Origin of the sequence: Pseudomonas sp. BN607 (genome assembly GCF_029871175.1) — a bacterium.
GTDB lineage: Bacteria > Pseudomonadota > Gammaproteobacteria > Pseudomonadales > Pseudomonadaceae > Aquipseudomonas.
The window spans coordinates 1-25366 of record NZ_SSOE01000028.1; the positions used below are offsets into that span (position 1 = coordinate 1).

At 63.0% G+C, this 25366-nt stretch carries 22 protein-coding genes; 14 read left to right on the top strand and 8 right to left on the bottom strand.

Annotation, left to right across the window (positions count from 1 at the left end; translation table 11 throughout):
• Positions 1-21: 21 nt before the first annotated feature.
• Together E8E68_RS06350 and rpiA are read right to left on the bottom strand one after the other, a co-directional pair.
• Positions 22-975 (bottom strand): IS110 family transposase, encoded by a 954-nt coding sequence (locus E8E68_RS06350; RefSeq protein ID WP_280340090.1) that lies wholly within the window; start codon positions 973-975, stop codon positions 22-24.
• A 227-nt stretch (positions 976-1202) separates the two neighbouring features.
• Positions 1203-1877 (bottom strand): ribose-5-phosphate isomerase RpiA, encoded by a 675-nt coding sequence (rpiA, locus tag E8E68_RS06355; protein ID WP_110747094.1) that lies wholly within the window; start codon positions 1875-1877, stop codon positions 1203-1205.
• Positions 1878-2011: 134 nt separating this feature from the next.
• Here rpiA and ilvA point away from each other — a divergent pair, with 134 nt between their 5' ends.
• Complete coding sequence (gene ilvA, locus E8E68_RS06360; protein ID WP_266029024.1) at positions 2012-3526, top strand: threonine ammonia-lyase, biosynthetic; 1515 nt, start codon at positions 2012-2014, stop codon at positions 3524-3526.
• Between the two features lie 38 nt (positions 3527-3564).
• Entirely contained in the window at positions 3565-3990 is a 426-nt protein-coding gene (locus E8E68_RS06365) for a DUF2269 domain-containing protein (RefSeq protein WP_266029025.1), read from the top strand.
• 130 nt (positions 3991-4120) lie between these two features.
• On the opposite strand, the gene E8E68_RS06370 is transcribed toward E8E68_RS06365, so the two are convergent.
• Complete coding sequence (locus tag E8E68_RS06370) at positions 4121-4777, bottom strand: HAD family hydrolase (protein WP_266029026.1); 657 nt, start codon at positions 4775-4777, stop codon at positions 4121-4123.
• Between the two features lie 141 nt (positions 4778-4918).
• Between E8E68_RS06370 and E8E68_RS06375 the strand changes: the two genes are divergently transcribed.
• A complete protein-coding gene (locus E8E68_RS06375; RefSeq protein ID WP_110747162.1) occupies positions 4919-5398 on the top strand; it encodes an RNA pyrophosphohydrolase in 480 nt (159 codons plus the stop codon).
• Positions 5399-5420: 22 nt separating this feature from the next.
• A complete protein-coding gene (ptsP, locus tag E8E68_RS06380; protein ID WP_110747102.1) occupies positions 5421-7700 on the top strand; it encodes a phosphoenolpyruvate--protein phosphotransferase in 2280 nt (759 codons plus the stop codon).
• A gap of 115 nt (positions 7701-7815) precedes the next feature.
• On the opposite strand, the gene E8E68_RS06385 is transcribed toward ptsP, so the two are convergent.
• Positions 7816-8562: an NRDE family protein gene (locus tag E8E68_RS06385; protein ID WP_266029027.1), complete on the bottom strand. Its 747-nt coding sequence runs from the start codon at positions 8560-8562 to the stop codon at positions 7816-7818.
• A gap of 129 nt (positions 8563-8691) precedes the next feature.
• Here E8E68_RS06385 and E8E68_RS06390 point away from each other — a divergent pair, with 129 nt between their 5' ends.
• Genes E8E68_RS06390 through E8E68_RS06400 form a run of 3 tightly spaced genes read left to right on the top strand, consistent with a single transcriptional unit; the run spans position 8692 to position 11318 of the window.
• Entirely contained in the window at positions 8692-9474 is a 783-nt protein-coding gene (locus E8E68_RS06390) for a sulfite exporter TauE/SafE family protein (RefSeq protein WP_266029028.1), read from the top strand.
• Between the two features lie 16 nt (positions 9475-9490).
• Positions 9491-10297: a prolipoprotein diacylglyceryl transferase gene (gene lgt, locus E8E68_RS06395; protein WP_110747109.1), complete on the top strand. Its 807-nt coding sequence runs from the start codon at positions 9491-9493 to the stop codon at positions 10295-10297.
• A 49-nt stretch (positions 10298-10346) separates the two neighbouring features.
• Positions 10347-11318, top strand: coding sequence for a thymidylate synthase (locus tag E8E68_RS06400; RefSeq protein ID WP_266029029.1), 972 nt, complete (start codon positions 10347-10349; stop codon positions 11316-11318).
• 113 nt (positions 11319-11431) lie between these two features.
• Here the strand turns inward: E8E68_RS06400 and cadR are convergent, their stop codons facing one another.
• Positions 11432-11875 carry a cadmium resistance transcriptional regulator CadR gene (cadR, locus tag E8E68_RS06405; protein WP_010955676.1) on the bottom strand — a complete coding sequence of 148 codons (444 nt, stop codon included), beginning with the start codon at positions 11873-11875 and terminating at the stop codon, positions 11432-11434.
• Positions 11876-11958: 83 nt separating this feature from the next.
• Between cadR and E8E68_RS06410 the strand changes: the two genes are divergently transcribed.
• The 5 genes from E8E68_RS06410 (at position 11959) to E8E68_RS06430 (ending at position 19026) form a co-directional block, all read left to right on the top strand.
• The gene (locus E8E68_RS06410; protein WP_266029030.1) at positions 11959-14172 is read left to right on the top strand and encodes a heavy metal translocating P-type ATPase; all 2214 of its coding nucleotides are present in this window, start codon (positions 11959-11961) and stop codon (positions 14170-14172) included.
• A 9-nt stretch (positions 14173-14181) separates the two neighbouring features.
• Positions 14182-15051, top strand: a complete 870-nt coding sequence (locus tag E8E68_RS06415) for a LysR family transcriptional regulator (RefSeq protein ID WP_266029031.1) — start codon at positions 14182-14184, stop codon at positions 15049-15051.
• A 146-nt stretch (positions 15052-15197) separates the two neighbouring features.
• On the top strand, positions 15198-16256 hold the full coding sequence (locus E8E68_RS06420; RefSeq protein WP_280340271.1) for a putative 2-aminoethylphosphonate ABC transporter ATP-binding protein: 1059 nt from the start codon (positions 15198-15200) through the stop codon (positions 16254-16256).
• A 1-nt stretch (position 16257) separates the two neighbouring features.
• Complete coding sequence (locus E8E68_RS06425) at positions 16258-17982, top strand: putative 2-aminoethylphosphonate ABC transporter permease subunit (RefSeq protein WP_266029033.1); 1725 nt, start codon at positions 16258-16260, stop codon at positions 17980-17982.
• A gap of 18 nt (positions 17983-18000) precedes the next feature.
• Positions 18001-19026 carry a putative 2-aminoethylphosphonate ABC transporter substrate-binding protein gene (locus tag E8E68_RS06430; protein ID WP_280340274.1) on the top strand — a complete coding sequence of 342 codons (1026 nt, stop codon included), beginning with the start codon at positions 18001-18003 and terminating at the stop codon, positions 19024-19026.
• A gap of 122 nt (positions 19027-19148) precedes the next feature.
• Here the strand turns inward: E8E68_RS06430 and E8E68_RS06435 are convergent, their stop codons facing one another.
• The gene (locus E8E68_RS06435) at positions 19149-20513 is read right to left on the bottom strand and encodes a GTPase/DUF3482 domain-containing protein (protein WP_266029035.1); all 1365 of its coding nucleotides are present in this window, start codon (positions 20511-20513) and stop codon (positions 19149-19151) included.
• Positions 20506-21897 carry a DUF2868 domain-containing protein gene (locus E8E68_RS06440; RefSeq protein WP_280340276.1) on the bottom strand — a complete coding sequence of 464 codons (1392 nt, stop codon included), beginning with the start codon at positions 21895-21897 and terminating at the stop codon, positions 20506-20508. The genes E8E68_RS06435 and E8E68_RS06440 overlap by 8 nt, the downstream gene beginning before the upstream one ends.
• 54 nt (positions 21898-21951) lie before the next feature.
• Between E8E68_RS06440 and E8E68_RS06445 the strand changes: the two genes are divergently transcribed.
• On the top strand, positions 21952-22467 hold the full coding sequence (locus E8E68_RS06445) for a dihydrofolate reductase (protein ID WP_266029037.1): 516 nt from the start codon (positions 21952-21954) through the stop codon (positions 22465-22467).
• A 132-nt stretch (positions 22468-22599) separates the two neighbouring features.
• Here E8E68_RS06445 and E8E68_RS06450 read toward each other — a convergent pair whose 3' ends face one another.
• Positions 22600-23991, bottom strand: coding sequence for an L-cystine transporter (locus tag E8E68_RS06450; RefSeq protein ID WP_266029038.1), 1392 nt, complete (start codon positions 23989-23991; stop codon positions 22600-22602).
• A 244-nt stretch (positions 23992-24235) separates the two neighbouring features.
• Between E8E68_RS06450 and E8E68_RS06455 the strand changes: the two genes are divergently transcribed.
• Positions 24236-25291: a haloacid dehalogenase-like hydrolase gene (locus tag E8E68_RS06455; protein WP_280340279.1), complete on the top strand. Its 1056-nt coding sequence runs from the start codon at positions 24236-24238 to the stop codon at positions 25289-25291.
• The last annotated feature ends 75 nt before the right edge of the window (positions 25292-25366 follow it).

Below are 25366 nucleotides of genomic sequence, written 5' to 3' on the forward strand. Positions count from 1 at the left end.
CTGTGGGAGATTCTATGGTTTTCAGCAAGCCAATTTCCGGCTTTTGGTGACGTATTCGCCCTGATCTCGCATCAGGGCGAATGCGACGCGAGCGAGCTTGCGAGCCAAGATCACTAGTGCCTGGGTCGTTGCTTTACCGTTGCTCCGATACTGCTCATACACGTCCTTCCAGGTAGTTGACCTACTGGCCGACATCGCTGCGTTATGCAACAAACGACGAATCTCCGAACAGCCTCGCTTTGTAAGGCGGCGGCGTCCATTCTTTTGCCCGGAGTCATTCACTCGCAGGTCCATCCCCAAGAAGGCGATGTAAGCGTCACTGCTTTTGAATTCGCCTCTGATAAACGCCATTACCAGTGCTGACGCTGTGAGAAAACCAATACCTTCCACGGCCTGGCAGCGAATAACCTGTTCAAGCAGCCCTGCCTCTCGCAATACTTCTTTGATCTTCTTTTGTATCAGCAAGTCCAGCCGTTCTATCGACTTGACGAAGGTTTCGAAGGCTGCTTTCAACAGGCCCTCGTTAGCCCAGCTCTGCGTCATTGCAGTACGGGCCGATACCAGCGCAGCCCTGCGCCGCAGAAGGCTCTGCAGCTTGCCGTAGACGGCGGGAGGCGGGGTCCAAGGGCGAAGATCCTCACCCTCGTTTTTCAGAAAACGGGACAGCAACCGCGCATCGGACGGGTCAGTTTTGACTCGGCCGCCAACACTCTTGCGATAGTTACTCAGTTGAAATCCATCAATGACATAAACATCAAAGCCCATGCCGTGGGCTAGCTCGACCAGATCCAAGTGATAGATGTTGGTCGCTTCAACGGCGATAGCCGTGTTCAGTGGCTGCTGCTTGAGCCACTTATTGATTTCAGATTTGGAGTTTTTCAGCTTGATGATCTCATCACGCTCCTCGTGATGGATCACCAATTCAGCTTTTGCAACGTCCGCTCCAATGATCGACTTCACTACCTGCATTGCCATCGGCGGCTCTCCACGTTATGGTTTTTCGGCTTGAAGGGCTTTCACCAAGAGGCGCTGGCTTGCTTCTATCGTCGCTTGCAAACGATGCATTCTTTATCGGCGCTTTGGTGGAAGGGGTGGGGCGATGTCTCCCACGGTCTGTACTGCTCGTAACAGTCAGAATCGGGCATTTAGTCCCACCACCCCTTCAAGTCTAACCATACAAGCGGGTTTACCCGCGAAGGGTTTTACTCGGCCTTCAGGCTCTTCACGCCTTCAGCGGTACCCAGCAGCAGCAGATCCGCCGGCCGCGCCGCGAACAGGCCGTTGGTCACCACGCCAACGATGGCGTTGATTTGCGCTTCCAGCTCCACCGGGTTGGTGATCTGCAGGTTGAACACGTCGAGGATCACGTTGCCGTTGTCGGTGACCACGCCCTCACGGTACACCGGGTCGCCTCCCAGCTTGACCAGCTGGCGTGCCACGTGGCTGCGGGCCATCGGGATCACTTCGACCGGCAGCGGGAAGGAACCCAGTACCGGTACCAGCTTGCTGGCGTCGGCGATGCAGATGAAGGTCTTGGCCACCGCGGCGACGATTTTCTCGCGGGTCAGGGCCGCGCCGCCGCCCTTGATCAGGTTCAGGTGCGCGTCGCTCTCGTCGGCACCGTCCACGTAGAACTCCAGTTCGCTGACGCTGTTCAGCTCATAGACCGGGATGCCGTGGCCCTTCAGGCGCTGGGCAGTGGCTTCGGAGCTGGCGACGGCGCCATCGAAGGCGGTCTTGTGCTGAGCCAGGGCATCGATGAAGAAATTGGCAGTCGAACCGGTACCGACGCCGACAACGCTCTTTTCATCCAGCTTGGGCAGAATGAAGTCGACAGCGGCCTGGGCGACGGCCTGTTTGAGTTGGTCCTGGGTCATGCGGGCTCCGAAAGGGGCAGGGGCGGTTTCAAAGTTGCCTAGTATAACGGCTCGCAGGGCTTTGCTGTGGTCGCCCGACGTAGCGCTGGGGTAGACTCCCAGCCCTTGTCCCGCGGCCCAGTGATGCTTTCCCGATGCTCGAACAGTACGTCAAGAAGATCCTCACCTCGCGCGTCTATGACGTTGCCGTCGAAACCCCGTTGCAGAGCGCCGGGCAGCTGAGCAAGCGCCTCGGCAACCAGATCCTGCTAAAGCGCGAAGACCTGCAGCCGGTGTTCTCGTTCAAGATCCGCGGGGCGTACAACAAGCTGGCCCAGCTGAGCTCGGAAGAACTTGCCCGCGGCGTGGTCACCGCCTCGGCCGGCAACCACGCCCAGGGCTTGGCCCTGGCGGCCCGTGAAATGGGCATCAAGGCCACCATCGTGATGCCCAAGACCACCCCGGAGATCAAGGTCGAAGGCGTGCGTTCCCGCGGCGGCAAGGTGGTGCTGCATGGCGACTCTTTCCCCGAGGCGCTGGCCTACTCGCTGAAACTGGTCGATGAAAAAGGCTTCGTCTACGTCCATCCCTATGACGATCCGCACACCATCGCCGGGCAGGGCACCGTGGCCATGGAAATCCTGCGCCAGCACCCTGGCCAACTGGACGCGATCTTCGTGCCCGTGGGCGGCGGCGGCCTGATCGCCGGTATTGCCGCCTACGTGAAGTACCTGCGCCCGGAAATCAAGGTCATCGGCGTAGAGCCGGATGACTCGAACTGCTTGCAGGCAGCGATGGCTGCCGGTGAGCGCGTGGTACTGCCGCAGGTCGGGCTGTTTGCCGACGGCGTGGCGGTGGCGCAGATCGGCCAGCATACCTTTGATATCTGCCGCCATCACGTGGATGAGGTCGTTACCGTCAGCACAGACGAAATCTGCGCAGCCATCAAGGATATCTACGACGATACCCGCTCGATCACCGAACCTGCTGGCGCATTGGGTGTGGCTGGCATCAAGAAGTATGTCGAGCTGTACGGCGTGGCCGGCCAGACCCTGGTGGCCATCGATTCTGGCGCCAACGTTAACTTCGACCGCCTGCGCCATGTGGCCGAGCGTGCCGAACTGGGTGAAAAGCGCGAAGCGATCATCGCTGTGACCATCCCCGAGCGCCCGGGCAGCTTCAAGGCCTTCTGCGAGGCCATCGGCAAGCGCCAGATCACCGAATTCAACTACCGCAAGCACACTTCGGACGAAGCGCACATTTTTGTCGGTGTGCAGACCCACCCCGAAAACGACCCGCGTGCAGCGCTGGTGCAGCAACTGATCGATCAGGGCTTCCCGGTGACCGACCTGACCGACAACGAGTTGGCCAAGCTGCACATTCGCCATATGGTCGGCGGCCATTCGGCCGGCGCCAGTGACGAGATGGTGCTGCGCTTCGAATTCCCTGAGCGGCCGGGCGCGTTGTTCAACTTCCTCAACAAGCTGGGCGGGCGCTGGAATATCTCGATGTTCCATTACCGCAACCATGGCGCGGCCGACGGGCGCGTGGTGGCCGGGCTGCAGGTGCCGGAGGAGGAGCGCCACCTGGTGCCGGCGGCGCTGGCCAAAATTGGTTACCCCTATTGGGACGAAACCGAGAACCCGGCTTACAAGCTGTTCCTGGGCTGAGCGTCTACGCTTGGCTTATCGCTCAAGGATGTGACGTCATGGAACACCTGACCACGCTCAAGACCCTGCATATCATCGCCACCGCCCTGCTGCTGCTGGGCGCTCTGGGCCTGGCGATCTGGACCGTGCGCGCCCGCCGCCAGGGCGATGCCGAGGCCTATGCCAAGCTGCTGCGGCGGCCGCTGGTGTTCGTCTGGGTGCTAATGGGGCTGTGCCTGGTGAGCATGCCGTTCACCGGCTGGTGGCTGGTGCACCTTGTCGGTTGGCCGCTGGGGCAGACCTGGGTGCTGGCTTCCAGCGTCATCTATACACTCGGCGCGTTTGCCGTCTGGTGGCTGCTGGTGCGGTTGAACCGGCTGCGCAAGGCAGAAGTGGTGGGGCTACGGTTTACCCTGGCCCTGGCGGTGTTCAGTGGGGTCTGCTTCCTGTCCATTGCCGGGCTGATGGGGGCCAAGCCGGTCTGAGCGTCCTGGCTTGCCGGCACCTGCCTCTTCGCGGGTAAACCCGCTCCCACAGGTATTGCGCTGCCTTCAGGCCTTGTGCGGCATCCTGTGGGAGCGGGTTTACTCGCGAAGAGGCCGGCGCAGGAGAATCTCAGTCCCTGAGCGAAACCACCGGCCACCCACGCTTATCAGCCTCGGCCCGCAAGTTTGGGTCCGGGTCAACGGCCACCGCATGCGTAACCCGCTCCAGCAGCGGCAAGTCATTCATCGAGTCGCTATAAAAGTAGCTGTCCTCAAGATCGAAGCCGTTCTCCATCATCCAGCGCTCCAGCCGCGTCACCTTGCCTTCACGGAAACACGCTATATCGGTACTACGCCCGGTATAGCGGCCATCGCGCATCTCGCATTCGGTCGCCAGCAGCACGCGTACACCCAGGCGCTTGGCGATCGGCGCGGTGACGAAGCGGTTTGTGGCGGTAATGATAACCAGCTGGTCGCCGGCCTCGCGGTGCTGCTGCAGCAAGGCCAGGGCTTTGGGCAGGATGATCGGCTCGATGCAGTCGCGCATGAAGTCGCGGTGCCATTCGTCGAGTCTGGCCACAGGCGTCGCGGCCAGGATCTCCATGGAAAAGGCCAAGTAGGCCTGCAGGTCCAGGGTGCCATTGAGGTACTCCTGGTAAAAGTCATCATTGCGCTGCTTGTAGGCGACCGGGTCAAGGATGCCACGCTCGCATAGGTAGTCACCCCAGGCATGGTCGCTGTCGCCACCGAGGAGGGTATTGTCCAGGTCGAATAAAGCCAGGCGCATCGCGGTCACTCGCATCAGCCACAAGGTAGGCCCGCAGAATACGGAGTTTTCACGCAGCTGCACATAAGCTTGGCGGGCGCGTTGCTGCGCTCGCAAGCTTTGTGGAACAATGCGGTGACATGCGTTTGCGAGGTTGCTGCCGTGATCGACCCGGATGGTTTTCGCCCCAATGTCGGGATCATTCTCACGAATGATTCCGGGCAGGTGCTATGGGCTCGACGGATCAACCAGGATGCCTGGCAATTTCCCCAGGGTGGTATCAACCCTGACGAGACGCCGGAAGATGCCCTGTACCGCGAGCTGAACGAAGAAGTTGGCCTTGAACGCGATGATGTGGAAATTCTTGCCTGCACCCGTGGCTGGTTGCGTTATCGTTTACCGCAGCGCCTGGTTCGTACCCACAGCCAGCCGCTGTGCATCGGCCAGAAGCAGAAGTGGTTCCTGCTGCGCCTGGTGAGCAACGAACAACGGGTGCGGATGGACCTGACCGGCAAGCCGGAATTCGACGGCTGGCGCTGGGTGAGCTATTGGTACCCGCTGGGCCAGGTTGTGACATTCAAGCGCGAGGTGTACCGGCGCGCCCTGAAAGAGCTAGCACCGCGTCTGCTGACGCGCGACTGACGACGGAGTTCGACCCCGAGCCATGCTCAATACGCTGCGCAAGATCGTCCAGGAAGTAAACTCCGCCAAAGATCTCAAGTCGGCGTTGGGGATCATTGTCTTGCGCGTCAAGGAGGCCATGGGCAGCCAGGTCTGCTCGGTCTACCTCCTCGACCCGGAAACCAACCGCTTCGTACTCATGGCCAGCGAAGGCCTGAACAAGCGTTCCATCGGCAAGGTCAGCATGGCCCCCAACGAAGGCCTTGTGGGCCTTGTCGGTACCCGGGAAGAGCCGCTGAACCTGGAAAACGCCGCCGACCACCCGCGTTACCGCTATTTTGCCGAAACCGGCGAAGAAAAATTCGCCTCCTTCCTGGGTGCACCGATCATTCACCACCGCCGCGTGGTCGGGGTGCTGGTCATCCAGCAGAAGGAGCGCCGCCAGTTCGACGAGGGCGAAGAAGCCTTCCTGGTCACCATGAGCGCCCAGCTCGCCGGGGTTATCGCCCACGCCGAGGCCACCGGCTCGATCCGGGGCCTGGGCCGTCAGGGCAAGGGCATCCAGGAAGCGCGCTTCGTCGGTGTGCCGGGTTCGCCAGGTGCTGCCGTGGGGCGTGCGGTGGTGATGCTGCCGCCGGCCGACCTGGAGGTGGTGCCGGACAAGACCGTCGATGATATCGACGCCGAACTGAAACTGTTCGAAAACGCCCTTGAAGGCGTGCGCGAAGACATGCGCAAGCTGTCGGCCAAGCTGGCCACCCAGCTGCGCCCGGAAGAGCGGGCGCTGTTCGATGTCTACCTGATGATGCTTGAAGATGCAGCGCTGGGTGGCGAGGTGACCGAGGTCATCAAGACCGGCCAATGGGCCCAGGGTGCCCTGCGCCAGGTGGTCGGCGAGCACGTCAACCGCTTCGAACTGATGGACGACGACTACCTGCGTGAGCGTGCTTCCGACGTGAAGGACCTGGGCCGGCGTTTGCTGGCCTACCTGCAGGAAGCCCGCTCGCAGTCGCTGGTGTATGCCGACAACACCATCCTGGTCAGTGAAGAACTGACCCCGGCCATGCTGGGCGAAGTGCCGGAAGGCAAGCTGGTCGGCCTGGTCTCGGTCCTGGGCTCGGGCAACTCCCACGTCGCTATTCTTGCCCGCGCCATGGGCATCCCCACGGTGATGGGCCTGGTCGACCTGCCATACTCCAAGGTCGACGGCATCGAACTGATCGTCGACGGCTACAAGGGCGAAGTGTTCACCAACCCGAGCGAAGTGCTGCGCAAGCAGTACAGCGACGTGGTCGAGGAAGAACGCCAGCTGGCCCAGGGCCTGGATGCCCTGCGCGAACTGCCGTGCGTCACCCCGGACGGCCACCGCATGCCGCTGTGGGTCAACACCGGCCTGCTCGCCGACGTGGCCCGTGCGCAGCAGCGCGGCGCCGAAGGGGTCGGCCTGTACCGCACCGAAGTGCCGTTCATGATCAACCAGCGCTTCCCCAGCGAGAAAGAGCAGCTGGCCATCTACCGCGAGCAACTGGCGGCTTTCCACCCATTGCCGGTGACCATGCGGACCCTCGACATTGGCGGTGACAAGGCGCTGTCGTACTTCCCGATCAAGGAAGAAAACCCGTTCCTCGGCTGGCGCGGCATTCGCGTCACCCTCGACCACCCGGAAATCTTCCTGGTGCAGACCCGTGCCATGCTCAAGGCCAGCGAAGGCTTGAACAACCTGCGCATTCTGCTGCCGATGATTTCAGGTATTCATGAGCTGGAAGAGGCGCTGCACCTGATTCACCGCGCCTGGGGCGAGGTGCGCGACGAAGGTACCGATGTGCCGATGCCACCGGTGGGCGTGATGGTCGAAATCCCTGCGGCGGTGTACCAGACCAAGGAGCTGGCGCGGCAAGTGGACTTCCTCTCGGTCGGCTCCAACGACCTGACCCAGTACTTGTTGGCGGTGGACCGCAACAACCCGCGGGTCGCCGACCTGTACGACTACCTGCACCCGGCGGTGCTGCAGGCGTTGAACACGGTAGTGCGCGACGCCCATGGCGAAGGCAAGCCGGTCAGTATCTGCGGCGAGATGGCGGGTGACCCGGCGGCGGCAATCCTGCTGATGGCGATGGGCTTCGATAGCTTGTCGATGAACGCCACCAACCTGCCGAAGGTGAAGTGGATGTTGCGGCAGGTGAACATGAGCAAGGCCAAGGAGTTGCTGGTCGAAGCCTTGAGCCATGACAACCCGCAGGTTATCCACAGCTCGCTGCAGCTGGCCCTGAAAAACCTCGGGTTGGCGCGGATGATCGGGCCAGGGGCCAATAAAACCCTCTGATTTTTCGGAGCCGCTTGCGGCCCTTTCGCGGCGCGAGGCCGCTCCTACAGGAGATCGCGTACCCCTGTGGGAGCGGCCTTGTGCCGCGATGGGCTGCGCAGCAGCCCCATGGCCCTCAAACCTTTAACTCTACCTCGCCCAAATGCCCCCCAAAGGGCCCGAAACTTCGCTCTATAAGCCGCCTTCGTCCCAGATCATCCACGATCAGCACCGTACTCGCCCGGGTCCCGTAGTTCTGGCTGGCGATGAATACGCTCGACAGCAATTTCTCGGTCGCCACCCCCACGCCGGTCTCGGGCAGGTCACCATCAGCTGCCGGCTCGTTATCCGCCAGCAATGCCAGCAACCGATCCGGGTCCGGCGTTTCCAGCAGGCCCTCAAGCCCGCTACGCGCCTTCACCAGCTTCGGCCACGGCGTATCCAGCCCTGCGTTGGACAGCCCGTACACCCCAGCCTGAAGCAGGCGCGGCGCCGCGTCCCGGGCATTCAGGTAACCCAGCTGCCGCTCGTCACCTACCAACAGGTTGAACCCCGAATACTGGCCACTGCGGCTGGCCACCTGGTCCAGGTACGCGTCGACCCCAAGCGCTCCCTGCAGGTATGCTGCCACCAGTTCACCCCGCGAGCGGGGCCCCGGTGGCTGGCCCGGGTCACGAATGTTGGTCAGCGCGGCGAAGCGCCCCTGGGGACCTACCCCCAGCCAGGTACCACCGGCCTCCAGGTCGCGCCCGGCATGCACCCCAGGCGTCTCCTCCCAGGCCGCCAGGGGCTGGGTAGGGCGGGCATAGAATTCGTCGCGGTTGGCCGCCACGATCAGCGGCAGGGTGTGCCCCGGCCGCCAGGCAAATACGATCAGGCACATCGGTCGGGCCTCTGTGTTTTTTGTCACTGTACCCACAGCAGCTTGGCGGATCCATCCTGACACAGAGTTCACTAGAGCCCCGAGCCCGGGTTCCGTTACCATGCCGGATTGATTTTTCGGGGAAGCCGAATGGAATTCGTGCTCTATCTGCTGTTGGGCGCCTGCGCCGGTGTGCTGGCCGGGCTGTTCGGCGTGGGCGGTGGCATCATCATCGTCCCAGTGCTGGTGTTCAGCTTCACCTTGCAGGGCTTCGACGCTTCGGTGTTGACCCATCTGGCAGTCGGCACGTCACTGGCAACCATCGTTTTCACTTCGATCAACGCCGTGCGTGAACACCACCGCAAGGGTGCCGTGCAATGGCCGATCTTCGCCTGGATGACCCTTGGCATCCTCCTCGGGGCGGGTGTCGGCGCCAAGACCGCCTCGCTGATCCAGGGCCCGCTGCTGCAAAAGATCATTGGCGTATTCGCCTTGGTCATCGCCGCGCAGATGGCACTGGACCTCAAACCCAAGGCCAGCCGTGGCGTCCCCGGCAAGCCCGCGTTGGTCGGCGCAGGCGGCGTGATCGGTTGGGCCTCGGCCATTTTCGGCATCGGCGGCGGTTCACTGACTGTGCCATTCCTGACCTGGCGCAGCCTGCCCATGCAGCAGGCGGTGGCCACGTCCTCTGCCTGTGGCCTGCCGATTGCCGTGGCCAGTGCCCTCAGCTTCATGCTGCTGGGCTGGCATGAGGAGCACCTGCCGCCCCACAGCCTGGGTTACGTGTACCTGCCGGCGCTGGTCGGCATTGCCGTGACCAGCATGTTTTTTGCCCGCTTCGGCGCGCGCCTGGCGCACAAGCTGTCGCCACGTTTGTTGAAACGCCTGTTCGCAGCCCTGCTGTTCTGTGTCGGTCTCAGCTTTTTGATTTGAATCGAGAGGAAGTTCCATGCTGCCTTACCCGCAGATAGACCCCGTGGCCGTTGCCATCGGGCCGCTGAAAATCCATTGGTACGGCCTGATGTACCTGATCGGCATCGGCGGTGCCTGGCTGCTGGCCTCACGCCGGCTGAACCGCTTCGACCCCACCTGGAGCCGCGAGAAGCTGTCCGACCTGGTGTTCTGGCTGTCGATGGGGGTGATTGTCGGCGGGCGCCTGGGTTACGTGCTGTTCTACGACCTGCACGCCTACCTGGCCAACCCGACGCTGATCTTCGAGGTGTGGAAAGGGGGTATGTCGTTCCACGGCGGCTTCATCGGCGTGATGCTGGCGGCCCTGTGGTTTGGCAAGCGCAACAACAAGTCGTTCTTCGAACTGATGGACTTTGTCGCCCCGCTGGTGCCGATCGGCCTGGGTGCCGGGCGTATCGGCAACTTCATCAACGCCGAGCTGTGGGGCAAGCCCACCGACGTGCCATGGGCAATGATCTTCCCGCCGTTCAGCGACCCAGCGCAGTTGCCGCGCCATCCGTCGCAGCTGTACCAGTTTGCCCTTGAGGGCGTAGCACTGTTCGTCATCCTGTGGCTGTATTCGCGCAAGCCGCGGCCGACCATGGCGGTGTCGGGCATGTTCGCGCTGTTCTACGGCATCTTCCGTTTCATCGTCGAATTCGTTCGGGTACCGGATGCCCAGCTCGGTTACATCGCCTGGGGCTGGCTGACCATGGGTCAGATTCTGTGCGTGCCGATGATCCTGGCTGGCCTCGGCCTGATCTGGTGGGCTTATAATCGCAAGCCCACGGCGAAACCCGCCTGATTATTCCCACGGCAGGGCGATCCCCTGCCGTTTTTGCTACAGGTAAGCCATGAAACAGTATCTGGACCTGGTCCGCGACGTTATCGAAAACGGCACGCTGCAGGGCAACCGCACCGGCATTCGCACCATCAGCCTGCCGGGCGCCATGCTGCGTTTCGACCTGCAGAAGGGCTTTCCGGCCATTACCACGCGCAAGCTGGCGTTCAAGTCGGCAATCGGCGAAATGGTCGGTTTCCTGCGTGGCGTGAAGAACGCTGGTGAGTTCCGCGAGCTGGGCTGCAAGGTCTGGGACCAGAACGCCAACGAAAACGCCCAGTGGCTGGCCAACCCGTTCCGCCAGGGTCATGACGACCTGGGCGAGATCTACGGCGTGCAATGGCGCCAGTGGCCGGGCTACAAGCGTATTCCGTTGAGCAACCCAGCCGCCATCGAAATGGCCGAGAAGGCAGGCTTCCGCCGTATCGCACAGGACGAAGAGGACGGCGTCGCGTTCGTCATTCTGTACAAGGCCATCGACCAGGTGCGCCAGTGCCTGGACACCATCGCCAACGACCCGGGCAGCCGCCGCATCCTGTTCCACGGCTGGAACTGCGCGCAACTGGACGAAATGGCCCTGCCGCCGTGTCACTTGCTGTATCAGTTCCACCCGAATGTAGAGACGAAAGAGATTTCCCTGACCCTCTACATCCGCTCCAACGACCTGGGCCTGGGCACGCCGTTCAACCTCACTGAAGGCGCGGCGCTGCTCTCGCTGTTCGGCCGCCTCACCGGTTATACCCCACGCTGGTTCACCTATTTCATAGGCGATGCCCATGTGTATGAAAACCACCTGGACATGCTGAACGAGCAGCTCAAGCGCGAGCCGTTGGAAGCGCCGAAGCTGGTGATCAGCGACCGTGTTCCGGCATTTGCCGAGACTGGCAAGTATGAGCCGGAGTGGCTGGAGAAGATCGAACCGACTGATTTCTGGCTGGAAGGCTATGAGCACCATGCGCCGATGACAGCGCCGATGGCGGTCTGATAGGTCTGTATTGTTTGAACTGGCCTCTTCGCGGGTGAACCCCACAGGCACCGCGCACGACTTAGTTATGTGCAGTGCCCTGTGGGAGCGGGTTCACCCGCGAAGCTTCTGGTTCAGTGCCCGTGACTTCGCCCCACATGCGAATGTTCGGTATCCGGTACCGATACCGCCCCGTTCGTCTCCAGTTGCTGCAAGATCGCGCACTCACTTCCCTGCGCGTTGCAGCGCCGCCGCAGCTCCACCAGCTGCTCCTGCAATGCCACCAAGCCATCGATCCGCGCCTGAACATGCTCGATATGCTCGTCGATCAGCGCATTGACGCTGCCGCACGCGTCGTCGGGGCTGTCGCGCAGGCGTAGCAGGCTGCGAATTTCGTCCAGGGTCATGTCCAGCGTGCGGCAGTTGCGGATGAAGGTCAGCCGCTCCACATGCGCCTGGGTGTACAACCGGTAGTTGCCCTCGCTGCGCGCCGGCTCTGGCAGCAGGTTTTCCCGCTCGTAGTAGCGAATGGTCTCCACCGCGCAATCGGTGGCTTTGGCCAGCTCTCCGATCTTCATCACCCAATCTCCAACAAGTGGCTTGACCCTATAGTGGCTACAGGGTGTTCACTTGGCAACAGGCTCAATTTAAGGATGACCTCATGAACCAGCCTGTCAGCCACGAACACAAGCACGACCACCACGCCCACGGTTGCTGTGGCGCTGCCGCTGCGTCCGCCACCGTGCAGCTTCGCGAAAACTCCAGCAGCCATGCCCGGCTCAGCCGTTTCCGCATCGAGGCCATGGACTGCCCCACCGAACAGACCTTGATCCAGGACAAGCTGGGCAAGCTGGCGGGTATCGAACAGCTGGAATTCAACCTGATCAACCGCGTGCTGGGCGTGCGCCATACCTTGAATGGCACTGCCGATATCGAACGTGCCATCGACAGCTTGGGCATGAAGGCCGAGCCTATTGGCGCCGAGGACGACGGCAGTGCCAATGCGCCGCAACCTGGCAGAACCCGCTGGTGGCCGCTGGCATTGTCAGGTATTGCCGCGATCACCGCCGAAATCGTGCACTTTTCTGCACTCGCACCGGAGTGGATGGTGGCGGCCCTGGCGCTGGTGGCGATCCTCGGTTGCGGCCTTGGCACCTACAAGAAGGGCTGGATTGCCCTGAAAAACCGCAACCTCAACATCAACGCGCTGATGAGCATCGCCGTGACGGGTGCGGTACTGATCGGCCAGTGGCCGGAGGCGGCCATGGTGATGGTGCTGTTTACCGTTGCCGAACTGATAGAGGCACGTTCACTGGACCGCGCGCGCAATGCCATCAGTGGGCTGATGCAATTGACCCCGGACATGGCCACGGTGCAGCAGGGTGATGGCCAATGGCGCGAAGTGGAGGTGCGTGAAGTGGCCGTCGACGCGTTGGTGCGAGTGCGCCCTGGCGAGCGCATTGGCCTTGACGGTGAAGTGACCAGTGGGCAATCGAGCGTCGATCAGGCACCGATCACCGGCGAAAGCCTGCCTGTAGAGAAGGGGGTGGGCGACAAGCTGTTCGCGGGCACCATCAACCAGGCGGGGGCGCTGGAATTTCGCGTGACCGCCGCTGCCGGGCAATCGACCCTGGCGCGGATCATCAAGGCCGTCGAGCAGGCGCAAGGTGCGCGAGCGCCTACCCAGCGCTTTGTCGATCGTTTCTCGCGCATCTATACCCCGGCGGTGTTTGCCGTAGCCTTGGCGGTTGCGGTCATCCCTCCGCTGTTCATGGCCGGCGCCTGGTTCGACTGGGTTTACCGCGCATTGGTGCTGCTGGTGGTGGCTTGCCCATGCGCCCTGGTGATTTCGACCCCGGTGACCATCGTCAGCGGCCTGGCTGCTGCCGCGCGCAAAGGCATCCTGATCAAGGGCGGCGTGTACCTGGAAGGCGGCCGTCACCTGGATTACCTGGCCCTCGACAAGACCGGCACCATCACCCATGGCAAACCGGTACAGACGGATGCCAAGGTTCTGCAGCCGCTGTTCGAAGATCGGGCGCAGGCCTTGGCCGCCAGCCTGGGCGAGCGCTCGGATCACCCGGTATCCCGCGCCATTGCTCAGTTCGGCAAGGCGCAGGGCCTGGCCTTTAGCGAGGTTGACGACTTTGCGGCCTTGGCCGGGCGTGGCGTGCGCGGCACCATCGACGGAGAGGTCTACCACCTGGGCAATCATCGCCTGGTCGAGGAGCTGGGGCTGTGCTCACCTGAGCTGGAGGCCCGCCTGGATGCGCTGGAGCGTCAGGGCAAGACCGTCGTGCTGCTGCTCGACCGTTCTGGCCCGTTGGCGCTGTTCGCCGTGGCCGACACGGTCAAGGACAGCAGCCGGCAGGCCATCGCCGAGCTGCATGAGCTGGGTATCAAGACGGTCATGTTGACCGGCGACAATCCGCATACCGCCCAGGCCATCGCTGCCGTGGTGGGTATCGATCGCGCCGAAGGCAACCTGCTGCCTGCTGACAAGCTGACAAGCATTGAGGCTTTGTATGCCCGGGGCCATCGGGTGGGCATGGTCGGTGACGGCATCAACGACGCACCGGCGCTGGCCCGTGCCGAGATCGGCTTTGCCATGGCGGCGGCCGGTACCGATACAGCCATCGAAACTGCCGACGTGGCGCTGATGGACGACGACTTGCGGAAAATCCCTGCCTTCGTCAGGCTGTCGCGCCAAAGCGCGGCGATCCTCATGCAGAACATCGTTCTGGCGTTGGGCATCAAGGCGATATTCCTGGCGATCACCTTTGCCGGCATGGCCACCATGTGGATGGCGGTGTTCGCCGACATGGGCGTAAGCCTGCTGGTGGTGTTCAACGGCTTGCGCCTGTTGCGCAAATAGGGGACGTGCATGCTGAGTGCTGAGCTGAAAGCCTTCTACATGGTGGCCCGTCTGGGCAGTATCACCCTGGCGGCGAAGAAGCTTGGCCTCAGCCAGCCCACAGTGACCACGCAGATTCGCAACCTGGAGAGCCAGTACGCCGTGGAGCTGTTTTACCGCGGCGGGCGGCGCCTGGTGCTGAGCGAGGAGGGCGTGCGCCTGCTGCCGATGGTCAAGGCATTGTTGCAGCAGGAGGCCGACATCGAGTTTGAACTGCGTAACAGCGGCCAGGCTCAGGGCAGCCTGCGTATTGCGGCCACGGCGCCTTACTACATTCTTGACCTGGTGAAGATCTACCGCGAACGCCTGCCGCAGGTGGAAGTGGCGGTAGAGATCGGCAACTCGCAGCAAGTGCTGGAGATGCTCGAGGACTACCGGGTGGATATCGCCGCCTCGTCGCAATTGCTGGAAGACGCCCGGCTGGTGCGGCGGGTGCTGGGCACTGACCCGTTGGTGGTGGCTGTGCACCGCAATCATCCGCTGGCGCGTCGGCAAGCGGTGTCGATCGAGGTGGTGGCCGGGCATTGCCTGCTGATGCGCGAGAAAGGCTCGACCACGCGCAAGCTGACTGAGCAGATGTTGCAGGCGGCCGGGGTCGAGGCAGGGACTGTGCTGGAAATTGGCAGCCGCGAGTCGATCCGCGAGGCGGTACTGCGCAACATTGGCATCAGCGTGATAGCCCGGCATGAAGTGCCGCACAACCCGGAGCTGCGGGTGTTGGCGCTGGAGAATGCACCGGTGATGCACGAGTACCTGTATTGCCTGAAAGAACGACGCCAAGCCCGGTTACCGGCGGCATTTCTGGGGGTGGCGCAGGAAGTTGCAGGTTCGCATCTCTGAAAGCCCCGGCGTGACTGCCGGCGATCGTGCCCACCAATGCCAATACAAAATCTGCCTATACCACTATCACCCGCTTTTGCCTTTACGCCACAGAACGTTCGCACAGCCTTCCTAGCATGGGCCCATCTCTTCGATGAGGCCTTGCCATGCACTCCACCACCTCCGGCGCACCGATGAAAGTGCGCAATATCCACAAGCGCTTCGGTGCTTTCACTGCGCTCAACGATGTCTCGCTGGACATCGCCGCCGGCGAACTGGTGTGCCTGCTCGGCCCATCCGGCTGTGGCAAGACCACGCTGCTGCGCTGCATCGCCGGCCTGGAGCGTCAGGACCGCGGCACGCTGTATATCGGTGAGCGCGATATCTCCGAGCTGCCGCCCCAGGCGCGTGACTACGGCATCCTTTTCCAGTCCTATGCGCTGTTTCCCAACCTGACGGTCGAGGCCAACATCGCCTACGGCTTGACCGGCAGTGGCCGCGAGCAGGCCCGCCAGCGGGTGGCGGAAATGCTCGAACTGGTAGGCCTTTCCGGCAGCGAAAAGAAATACCCGGGCCAGCTTTCCGGCGGCCAGCAGCAGCGCGTGGCCCTGGCCCGGGCATTGGCGCCGGCACCTTCGCTGCTGCTGCTCGACGAGCCGATGTCGGCGCTTGACGCCCGGGTGCGTGAGCATTTGTGCAGCGAACTGCGTCAGTTGCAACGCCAGTTGGGCATTACCACGCTGATGGTGACCCACAACCAGGACGAGGCCATGCTGATGGCCGACCGCATTGCGGTGATGAACAACGGCCAGGTCGAGCAGTACGCCACCCCGCAGGAAATCTACGACCAGCCAGCCACGCCGTTCGTTGCCGAGTTCGTCGGCCAAGGCAACTGGCTGCCGTTCCAGCGCAGCGGTGACAGCCATGCCCTGGTCGGCGGCATGAACATGCGCCTGGCCCCGGACTCGGCCCAGGCCAGCAGCGGGAGGCTGTTCTGCCGCCCTGAGGCAATCACGGTCAACCCGGCGGTGCACGAAGAAAACCTGTTCCCGGCCAAGGTCCGCGAGATTACCTTCCTGGGTAACCGCTGCCGCATGAGCTTCGAGCTCAAGGCCCTGCCAGGCCACTCCCTGATGGCCGAGCTGTCCCCCGAGGCAATGCCGCGCCTGGGCTCGCAGGATATCTGGGTGGCGCTGCCGCCGCAGAGCCTGCAGGTGTTTGCCTGAGATGGCCGCGCCAATGTCCCTGCCGCTGAGCCAGGCCAAAGCCACGCCGCGTGCTGGCGTCGCCCTGGGTGACCAGTTGTTCGTCGTCGGCGGCAAGAGTCTGCTGCTGATTCTTCTGGTGCTGGCGGTGTTGCTGCCGCTGTTGGCGATCTTCTGGCGAGGCTTAAGTGCTGAAGCAGGGCAGGGCGGTGGCCTGCTGGCGGCCCGTGAATTGTTCGCCAGCGACACCTTCCACTGGTTGCTCGGCAACAGCCTGTCGGTGGCACTCACCGTCGCGGCCATCGTGGTGCCGCTGGCCTACCTGTTTGCCTATGCCCTGCAACGTACGCTGATCCCGGCCAAAGGCCTGTGGCGGGGGATATCGCTGCTGCCGCTGCTGGCACCGTCGATGCTGCCGGCCATTGCCCTGGTCTATTTGTTCGGCAACCAGGGGCTGTTGCGTGGTTTGTTCAGCGACAACATCTACGGCTTCTGGGGCATCGTGCTGGGCGAGGCCATCTACACCTTCCCGCATGCGCTGATGATCCTGCTGTCGGCGCTGTCGCTAGCGGATGCCCGGCTGTTCGATGCAGCTTCCAGCATGGGTGCCGGGCCAGGCCGGGCGTTCACCAGCATTACCTGGCCAGCCACACGCCAGGCGGTGTTCGCCGCATTCTGCCTGGTCTTCACCCTGACCATCACCGATTTCGGGGTCCCGGTTGTGGTCGGTGGCGACTATCAGGTGCTGGCACTGGAAGCCTACAAGGCGGTGGTCGGCCAGCAACAGTTCGGGCGTGGTGCGCTGATCGGCATGGTGCTGTTGATCCCGGCACTGTTCAGCTTCAGCGTCGATGCCTGGCTGCGTCGGCGCCAGGGCGAGGCCATGAGCGGACGCGCCCAGGTGTTCGAGCCCAAGCCGTCGCGCGGCCGCGATGCCTGCTTCCTGGCGATTGTGCTGCTGGTGTGTGCGGCGCTGCTGCTGGTGATTGGCATGGCCGTGTATTCCTCGCTGGTCACCTTCTGGCCCTACAACCTGTCATTGTCGCTGCGCCATTACCTGTTCGAGGACACCGCAGACGGCGGCTGGCTGGCTTATCGCAACAGCGTGACCATGGCAATCTGCACCGCGCTGATCGGCAGTATCCTGATCTTCACCGGTGCCTACCTGATGGAGAAGACCCAAGGCCAGCGGCTGCTCAACCAGGCATTGCGCCTGCTCAGCTTCATCCCCATGGCCGTGCCTGGGCTGGTGCTGGGGCTGGGTTACGTTTTCTTCTTCAACCTCAACGGTAATCCGTTGCATGTGCTGTACGGCGGCATGGGGCTTTTGGTGGTGTGCACCGTCGCCCACTACCTGACAACCGCGCAGATGACCGCAACCACCGCGCTGCGCCAGCTCGACGGCGAGTTCGAGGCCGCCGCCCTGTCGCTGAAGGCGCCGTTGTACAAGCATTTTTTGCGGGTGACCGTGCCGATCTGCCTGCCGGCCCTGCTGGACATCATCCGCTACCTGTTCGTCTCGGCGATGACCACCGTGTCGGCAGCGATTTTCCTGTATAGCCCCGACACCCTCCTGGCTGCCGTTGCCGTGCTGAACATGGACGACGCCGGCAACGTTGGGGGGGCCGCAGCCATGTCCACCTTGATCCTGCTGACCAGTGCCGGCGCTTCACTGCTGCTGGCCGCAGCCTCACGCGGCCTGTTGCGCCGCTCCCAAGCCTGGCGCCAACGCGCCGCGACCGTCTGACCTGTAAGGAATCTACCCATGTACAAGCACCTTGCACTTGCCGCTGCCGTTTCCGCCGTGTTCAGCCTGCAGGCGTCGGCCGCCGATACCCAGCTGACGGTCTACACCGCGCTGGAAGCCGAACAGCTGAAGACCTACAAGCAGGCCTTCGAGAAGGCCAACCCGGATATCGAGATCAAGTGGGTACGTGATTCCACCGGTATCATCACCGCCAAGCTACTGGCAGAAAAAGAGCGCCCGCAGGCCGATGCGGTGTGGGGCCTGGCGGCATCCAGCCTGGCCATCCTTGACCAGGGCGGCATGCTCGAAGCCTATGCACCCAAGGACTTGGGCAAGATCGCGCCCAATTACCGCGATGCTGCCAACCCGCCGGCCTGGGTCGGTATGGACGTCTGGGCCGCGACCATCTGCTTCAACACCATCGAGGCCGAAAAGCAGGGCTTGAGCAAGCCGGTGAGCTGGCAGGACCTGACCAAGCCCGAGTACAAGGGCAAGATCGTCATGCCCAACCCGGCCTCATCGGGTACCGGCTTCCTGGATGTAAGTGCCTGGTTGCAGACCTTTGGCGAGCCGCAGGGTTGGGCGTACATGGATGCGCTGCACCAGAACATCGGCCAGTACGTACACTCGGGTTCCAAGCCGTGCAAGCTGGCGGCGGCGGGCGAGTTCCCGATCGGTATTTCGTTCGAATACCCGGCCGTGCAGCTCAAGCGCCAGGCTGCGCCGCTGGATATCGTGCTCCCCAAGGAAGGCCTGGGTTGGGAGATCGAGGCGACTGCCGTGATCAAAGGGTCGCCCAAGGCGGATGCGGCCAAGCGCCTGGCGGATTTCTCGGCCAGCCCGGCGGCCATGGAGTTGTACAAGGAAAACTTCGCGGTATTGGCTGCGCCGGGGGTTGCCAAGCCACAGACCGAGTTGCCGGCGGACTATGAGCAGCGGTTGATCAAGAATGACTTTGCCTGGGCCTCGAAGAACCGTGACCAGATTCTGGCCGAGTGGCGCAAGCGCTATGACGGCAAGTCGGAGAAGGTGGCAGCGCAGTGATAGGGTGAGGGCTGGTATGTGTCGGCCTTGAGGTTTTTGTCGCCTGTGAGATCGAGCGCCGCCCGTGCGGCGCTCGATCTCACAGGTGACACCTCCTTCAAGGCATGCACCTCGCATCCCCCTCAAATCTGCGCAACCAGTGCCTCCAGCTGTTCCTGCCGCTCAGCCTGATTCAGCTTCGCCCCAGGATTCAGGGTGGACCACTGCGGATGCGCCCGCGCCTTGACCAGCGCCTCTGGCAACTTGCCCTCGCGCCAGGTCTTTTCATCCAGCTCACCCAGCCTGATGCTGTCCTGCGCCGCATGCCCACGGCTATCCAGCGCCACCATCAACTGCTGCTGACGCAACGCCAGCAAGCGCAATACGGTGTCGTCAACGGTCAGTTCCCGCTTGCCCTTGAGCTTGCCCATCAACCGCGCGCCATAATTGCGTGCTGTTTGCAGCGCGCCACCGGCTATTGCCCCCGCCAGCGCTGCCGCACCCAAGGTAAGCCCCCCAACCAGCAGATCGACCCCGGCCCCGGCCGCAGCCCCCGCTGCCACGCCGCTGCCCAGGCGCACGCCCAGCAGTTTCAAGGTCTCGGGATTGAACAGGTCGTCGCCCCAGCGGCCATCCAGCAATGGCAGGTCGTTGGCATGAGCATCCTCGCGGCGGAAGGCATACAGCTTGAGCAAGGCTTCGACGCAACGCTGTTCACGTTGGCGAATGTCCTGGCGCAACGCTTCGATGGCCCGGGCTTCGGCAACTGGCTCGGCCTCGACGCTACGCCGGCAGGCGGCGCAGTCCAGCAACAGCTCGGCAATCAGGCGCTTGCCGCTGTGCTGGCGGGCCAGGCGCTGCGCCTGCTGGTCGTCGATCAGCCGCTGCAGCGCCGGGCGGGCGTTTTCCAGCAGCAGGGCCAGGCTTTCGTACAAGCGGCGCTCGCCATCCTCTGGCGGGGCCACGCTGTCGAACCGCACCAATGCGTGAAGCCCAAGCCGGGCAAGGGCTTCACGCCATTGCGGCTCGCGGTGCTGGTGGCTGGCGACGAAGTTGAGCACCGGTAACAATGGCTTGCCGCAACTGGCCAGCACTTCCAGTTCGTCACGATACTTGGCCAGCACCGGCTCGCGCGCATCGATCACATACAAGCCGGCATCGCTGGCCAGCAACTGGCGCAGCACTTTGGCCTCCTGTTCGAATCGCTGGCGCGCTTCGCTGCCCTGCAAAAAACGCTCGAGACGGGCCGGACCGTCCAGGCGCTCGCCCGGGCGCTCCAGGCGTTCGAGGTAGTCGAGCAGGGCAATGGCGTCCTCCAGGCCCGGCGTGTCGTAAAGCTCCAGCAAGGGTTCGCCGTCCACCGAAAGCCGCGCGCCTTCGACATGGCGAGTGGTACTGGGGCGGTGGGATACTTCGCCAAAGCCGACGTCACGGGTCAGGGTGCGCAGCAGCGAGGTCTTGCCGACGTTGGTGTGGCCGACCACGGCCAGTTTCAGTGGCTCAGTCATGGCCATGCTCCAGCCAGGTCAACGGTGAGGTGTCGGCATGCTGCAGACCAAGCCGGTCGAGGGCTTCGTGCCAGTCACCAAGGCGCTGGGCATCGAGCGCCTGGCCAGGTGCTGCCTGCAGCAGCCAGATACGGGTAGCCCCGGCATTACGTGCCAGCTCGGCGAGCAGCGCCAGGCTGCCGCGGTCGGGCGAGCGGCGTGGGTCGCAGGCGATGGCCAGGCGTGCCGGCGGGAAGCGACTGAGCTGCTCCAACAGCCGGTTGCGTGATTCGCGGCTGTCGAGCACGCCGGCATCGGTCACGCTTTTGGGCAAGGCGGGCGGCCATGGACGTTGGTCGTCCAGCTCCAGGCCGACCAGCAGGGCACCGCTGCTACCACCTTCCAGCTGGCCTGCGGCAAACTGCGGCAAGGCTTGCGGGGCGGCGTCCTGCACCCCGATGCGCTCGCTGCGCGGCATCAGCGCTTCGCGCAGTTGTGCGTAACCGGGCAGGCTCAGGTCCAGCGTGAGGCGCTGACGGCCTTGGCGCCAACGCCAACAGCACAGCCCGGCCAGCAGCAGGCGTGGCAGCAGGCCGTACACCAGCACCACGCCTAGCAGCCAGCTGGCCCAGGCCTGACGCGCCAGGTCGAGGGCCGGCATGCTGTCGCCGCTGGCGCGAATCATGGCTACATCGGGCACTGCAAAGCCCAGCAGCGAGGGCACGGCCCCCAGCACCTGGGTCAGGTGAATGAACGGGTCGGCAGCGAGCAGGGTGGTTTCCCAGACAAAGCCATAGCGCCGAGTGGCCAGCAGGGCCAGCAGCATGCCCAGCGCGCACAGCATCGCCAGCAGCCACAGGGCATGCACCAGCAGGCCGAGCAGCCAGCGGTTCAGGCGCTGGCGTTGCAACAGCACCAACAGCGCTGGTGCCAAGTGCGCAGCCTTGGCATCGCGGGCAAAGCGCTCGCTCAGCCACAGCCACAGGCGGCCCAGCCCCGCGCCATGCTCGCCGCTCAGGGCAAAGCCGATGGACCAGCCCAGCAGTGTCAGCAGGTTCAGCCCGAGCAGGCTGCCCAGTGCCCAGAATACGTTGACCGGGCGCTGGCCGTCGCCGAGGGCGGCCAGTGCCAGGCCGGCGCCGCTGAGCACGGCGAGCAGCAGCAAAGCCAGCAGCGCCAGGCGTGCGCCCTGCTTCCAGTGGCGCAGGGCGGTGGTGATGCCGTCCCGCTCTGCCAGGAACAGCGCCCGGCTTTCGATGCGTGTCGCCAAGTCGCCGCCGAGCTGGCGCGCATGGCGGTTGGCTTCCTGGTCTTCCAGCAGGCCGGCATGTTCCTCGCGCAGGCGGACCGCTTCGGTGAGCCAGCGCTTGTCCAGTGATGTCGGTGCAGTCACAAGGTCTTCCATTGCACAGGTCAGGGCAGAAGCATAACCCACACGGCCGGTGCTATCCTCGCTGGCATGAATACATCACTCCCCCTCAGCCTGATCGCGGCTCACGCCGAGAACCGCGTGATCGGCATCGACAATTCCATGCCCTGGCACCTGCCGGGGGACTTCAAGTACTTCAAGGCGACCACCCTGGGCAAGCCGATCATCATGGGGCGCAAGACCTGGGACTCGCTGGGGCGGCCGCTGCCCGGGCGGTTGAACATCGTGGTCAGCCGCCAGGTAGGGCTGCAGCTCGAGGGTGCCGAGGTGTTCGGCTCGTTGGAAGACGCGCTGGTGCGCGCTGAGCAGTGGGCGCGTGAGAAAGGCGTCGACGAGCTGATGCTGATAGGCGGCGCGCAGCTGTATGGGCAGGCGCTGGAGCAGGGCCTGGTCAGCCGCATGTACCTGACGCGGGTGGAATTGGCGCCAGAGGGGGATGCGTGGTTCCCGGCGTTTGATGAAGGGCAGTGGAGGCTGACTTCTAGCGAGGCACAGGCTGAGGCAGGTAAGCCGGCTTATCACTTCGAGGTTTGGGACAAGGTTTGAGGTTGTCGGGGCCAGCTTTGCAGCCCTGCGCGGGTAAACCCGCTATAACAGACGACTGCTGGCTGTTCAAATTTTGAGCAAGACCCGAAGTGCCTTGTCGCGTAAGGGGCGCAACGCGCCCCTGGCGAGCTGTCAGGTATGGCTCAGCTCGGCATGCTCATCGCCGGCCAGCACTGCCTTGTCAGTTTCTTTCAGCAGTTGGCTGGTCACCACGCCCGCCGTCATCGAACCGTTGACGTTCAGCGCCGTACGGCCCATGTCGATCAGCGGCTCCACCGAAATCAGCAACGCCACCAACTCCACCGGCAGGCCCATGGCCGGCAGCACGATCAGCGCGGCGAAGGTGGCGCCGCCGCCGACCCCGGCAACCCCTGCCGAACTCAGCGTGACGATGGCCACCAGGGTGGCGATCCACAGTGGGTCGAAGGTATCGATGCCCACCGCTGGCGCGACCATCACCGCCAACATGGCAGGATAGAGACCGGCGCAGCCGTTTTGGCCGATGGTGGTGCCGAACGAGGCGCTGAAGCTGGCGATCGACTGCGGCACACCGAGGCGACGGGTTTGGGCTTCGATGTTCAGCGGGATGCTGGCAGCGCTGGAGCGGCTGGTGAAGGCAAAGGTCAGCACCGGCCACACCTTGCGGAAGAAGCGCAGTGGGCTCACGCCGGTAGCGGCGAGGATTAGGGCATGTACCACGAACATCAGCGCCAGGCCCAGGTATGACACCACCACGAAGCTGCCAAGCTTGAGAATGTCTTCCATGTTCGAGCTGGCCACCACCTTGGTCATCAGCGCCAGAACGCCATACGGGGTCAGCTTCATCACTACCCGCACCAGGCGCATCACCCAGGCCTGCAGGGTGTCGATGGCCGCCAGCGCACGCTCGCCTTTCTCGGCATCGTCCTTGATCAGCTGCAGTGCAGCCAGGCCGATGAACACGGCGAAGATCACCACGCTGATGATCGAGGTCGGTTTGGCCCTGGCCAAGTCGCCTACCGGGTTGCTGGGGATGAACGACAGCAGCAGTTGCGGGATGTTGAGGTCGGCGACCTTGCCTGCGTAGTCGCTGTGGATAACTTGCATGCGTGCGCTTTCCTGGGCGCCGGCTACCAGCCCCTCGGCGCTGAGGCCGAACAGGTTGGTCAGCACGATGCCGATCAGTGCGGCAATGGCGGTGGTCAGCAGCAGCGTACCGATGCTCAGCACGCTGATGCGGCCCAGCGACGAAGCGTTGTGCAGGCGTGCCACGGCACTGAGGATCGAGGCGAAGATCAGCGGCATGACGATCATCTGCAACAGGCCGACGTAGCCGTTGCCCACCAGGTCGAGCCAACCGATGGTGGCCTTGAGCACCGGGTGCCCAGCGCCATAGAGGGTATGCAGGACCAGGCCAAAGACCACGCCCAGCAGCAGGCCAAGCAGCACCTTCTTGGCCAGGCTCCAGTCTGTGTGGCGGGTTTGTGCCAGGCCTAGCAACAGGGCCAGGAACGCCAGCAGGTTAAGTGACAGCGGCAGGTTCATTGAAGCTCCAGCAGAAAAAAGCAGAAATGGCATCGCCTCTGCGAGCGATTCCGAACGGAAATGCTAACAGCCTGAAAACAAACGAATTTATACCCAAATGGAATTTGCATAGTCGTTTATGGAATAACGATGTGTCGCAGATTGCAATAAACACGGCGTTTGCTGGTGCATGGAGGTCGTTATCAAGGGTTGTCGATAGAGATTGTTGCACTAGCGTTTCTGGGTCATTTCAGGAGATTCGCACATGAAAGTCGCTGTGAAAGCCGCCGCCATCGGCCTGTCCCTGCTGTTCAGTATCGAAACCTTCGCCACCGAGCTGAAGCATTGGCCGGCCGAGGCCGCCAAGCAGCTAGACAGCATGATTGCCGCCAACGCCCATAAAGGTAACTACGCGGTGTTCGACATGGACAACACCAGTTACCGCTATGACCTGGAAGAAGCCTTGCTTCCGTTCATGGAAAACAAGGGCCTGCTGAGCCGCGACAAGCTCGACCCTTCGTTGAAGCTGATGCCGTTCAAGGACACTGCCGAGCACAAGGAAAGCCTGTTCAGTTACTACTACCGGTTGTGCGAGATCGACGACATGGTTTGCTACCCGTGGGTGGCCCAGGTGTTTTCCGGCTTTACCCTCAAGGAGCTCAAGGTGCAAGTGGATGAACTGATGGCTTTGACCAAGCCGATCCCCAGCACCTATTACGAAGGCGACCAGATCAAGGCTATCGAGGTCCAGCCGCCCAAGGTCTTCAAGGGCCAGGCCGAGCTCTACAACAAGCTGATGGAGAACGGCATCGAGGTCTACGTGATCTCTGCTGCCTCCGAAGAGTTGGTGCGCATGGTCGCGTCAGATCCCAGGTACGGCTACAACGTGAAGCCGCAGAACGTGATTGGCGTGAGTCTGCTACTCAAGGACCGCGCCAGCGGCCAGCTGACCACTGCGCGCAAGCAGATCGGCGCTGGGCACTACGATGCCAAGGCTAACGAGGGCCTGGAGCTGACCCCTTACCTGTGGACCCCGGCCACCTGGATGGCGGGCAAGCAGGCGGCGATCCTTACCTACATCGATGAATGGAAGAAACCGGTGCTGGTGGGCGGCGACACCCCGACCAGCGATGGCTATATGCAGTTTCATGGCGTGGATGTGGGCAAAGGCGGCATCCACCTGTGGATAAACCGCAAGGCCAAGTACATGGACCAGTTGAACGGGATGATTGCCAAAAACGCGGCGGCACAGGCCAAGGAAGGATTGCCGGTGACTGCGGACAAGAACTGGGTGATCGTGACGCCGGAGCAGATACAGTAGTTGATGTGTTCCTGTGCTGACTTCTGCGGGGACACGGGCATAAAAAAACCGGCGCTCAAGGCGCCGGTTCTTGTT

Bases quoted from the DNA above. Each gene is read 5' to 3' on its own strand.
- E8E68_RS06370 (WP_266029026.1), bottom strand. From the start codon at position 4,777: ATGCGCCTGGCTTTATTCGACCTGGACAATACCCTCCTCGGTGGCGAC.
- E8E68_RS06430 (WP_280340274.1), top strand. From the start codon at position 18,001: ATGTACAAGCACCTTGCACTTGCCGCTGCCGTTTCCGCCGTGTTCAGC.
- E8E68_RS06425 (WP_266029033.1), top strand. From the start codon at position 16,258: ATGGCCGCGCCAATGTCCCTGCCGCTGAGCCAGGCCAAAGCCACGCCG.
- E8E68_RS06455 (WP_280340279.1), top strand. From the start codon at position 24,236: ATGAAAGTCGCTGTGAAAGCCGCCGCCATCGGCCTGTCCCTGCTGTTC.
- cadR (WP_010955676.1), bottom strand. From the start codon at position 11,875: ATGAAGATCGGAGAGCTGGCCAAAGCCACCGATTGCGCGGTGGAGACC.
- E8E68_RS06390 (WP_266029028.1), top strand. From the start codon at position 8,692: ATGGAATTCGTGCTCTATCTGCTGTTGGGCGCCTGCGCCGGTGTGCTG.
- E8E68_RS06415 (WP_266029031.1), top strand. From the start codon at position 14,182: ATGCTGAGTGCTGAGCTGAAAGCCTTCTACATGGTGGCCCGTCTGGGC.
- lgt (WP_110747109.1), top strand. From the start codon at position 9,491: ATGCTGCCTTACCCGCAGATAGACCCCGTGGCCGTTGCCATCGGGCCG.
- E8E68_RS06450 (WP_266029038.1), bottom strand. From the start codon at position 23,991: ATGAACCTGCCGCTGTCACTTAACCTGCTGGCGTTCCTGGCCCTGTTG.
- E8E68_RS06350 (WP_280340090.1), bottom strand. From the start codon at position 975: ATGGCAATGCAGGTAGTGAAGTCGATCATTGGAGCGGACGTTGCAAAA.
- E8E68_RS06440 (WP_280340276.1), bottom strand. From the start codon at position 21,897: ATGGAAGACCTTGTGACTGCACCGACATCACTGGACAAGCGCTGGCTC.
- rpiA (WP_110747094.1), bottom strand. From the start codon at position 1,877: ATGACCCAGGACCAACTCAAACAGGCCGTCGCCCAGGCCGCTGTCGAC.
- E8E68_RS06420 (WP_280340271.1), top strand. From the start codon at position 15,198: ATGCACTCCACCACCTCCGGCGCACCGATGAAAGTGCGCAATATCCAC.
- E8E68_RS06410 (WP_266029030.1), top strand. From the start codon at position 11,959: ATGAACCAGCCTGTCAGCCACGAACACAAGCACGACCACCACGCCCAC.
- E8E68_RS06385 (WP_266029027.1), bottom strand. From the start codon at position 8,562: ATGTGCCTGATCGTATTTGCCTGGCGGCCGGGGCACACCCTGCCGCTG.
- ilvA (WP_266029024.1), top strand. From the start codon at position 2,012: ATGCTCGAACAGTACGTCAAGAAGATCCTCACCTCGCGCGTCTATGAC.
- E8E68_RS06365 (WP_266029025.1), top strand. From the start codon at position 3,565: ATGGAACACCTGACCACGCTCAAGACCCTGCATATCATCGCCACCGCC.
- E8E68_RS06445 (WP_266029037.1), top strand. From the start codon at position 21,952: ATGAATACATCACTCCCCCTCAGCCTGATCGCGGCTCACGCCGAGAAC.
- E8E68_RS06435 (WP_266029035.1), bottom strand. From the start codon at position 20,513: ATGACTGAGCCACTGAAACTGGCCGTGGTCGGCCACACCAACGTCGGC.
- ptsP (WP_110747102.1), top strand. From the start codon at position 5,421: ATGCTCAATACGCTGCGCAAGATCGTCCAGGAAGTAAACTCCGCCAAA.
- E8E68_RS06400 (WP_266029029.1), top strand. From the start codon at position 10,347: ATGAAACAGTATCTGGACCTGGTCCGCGACGTTATCGAAAACGGCACG.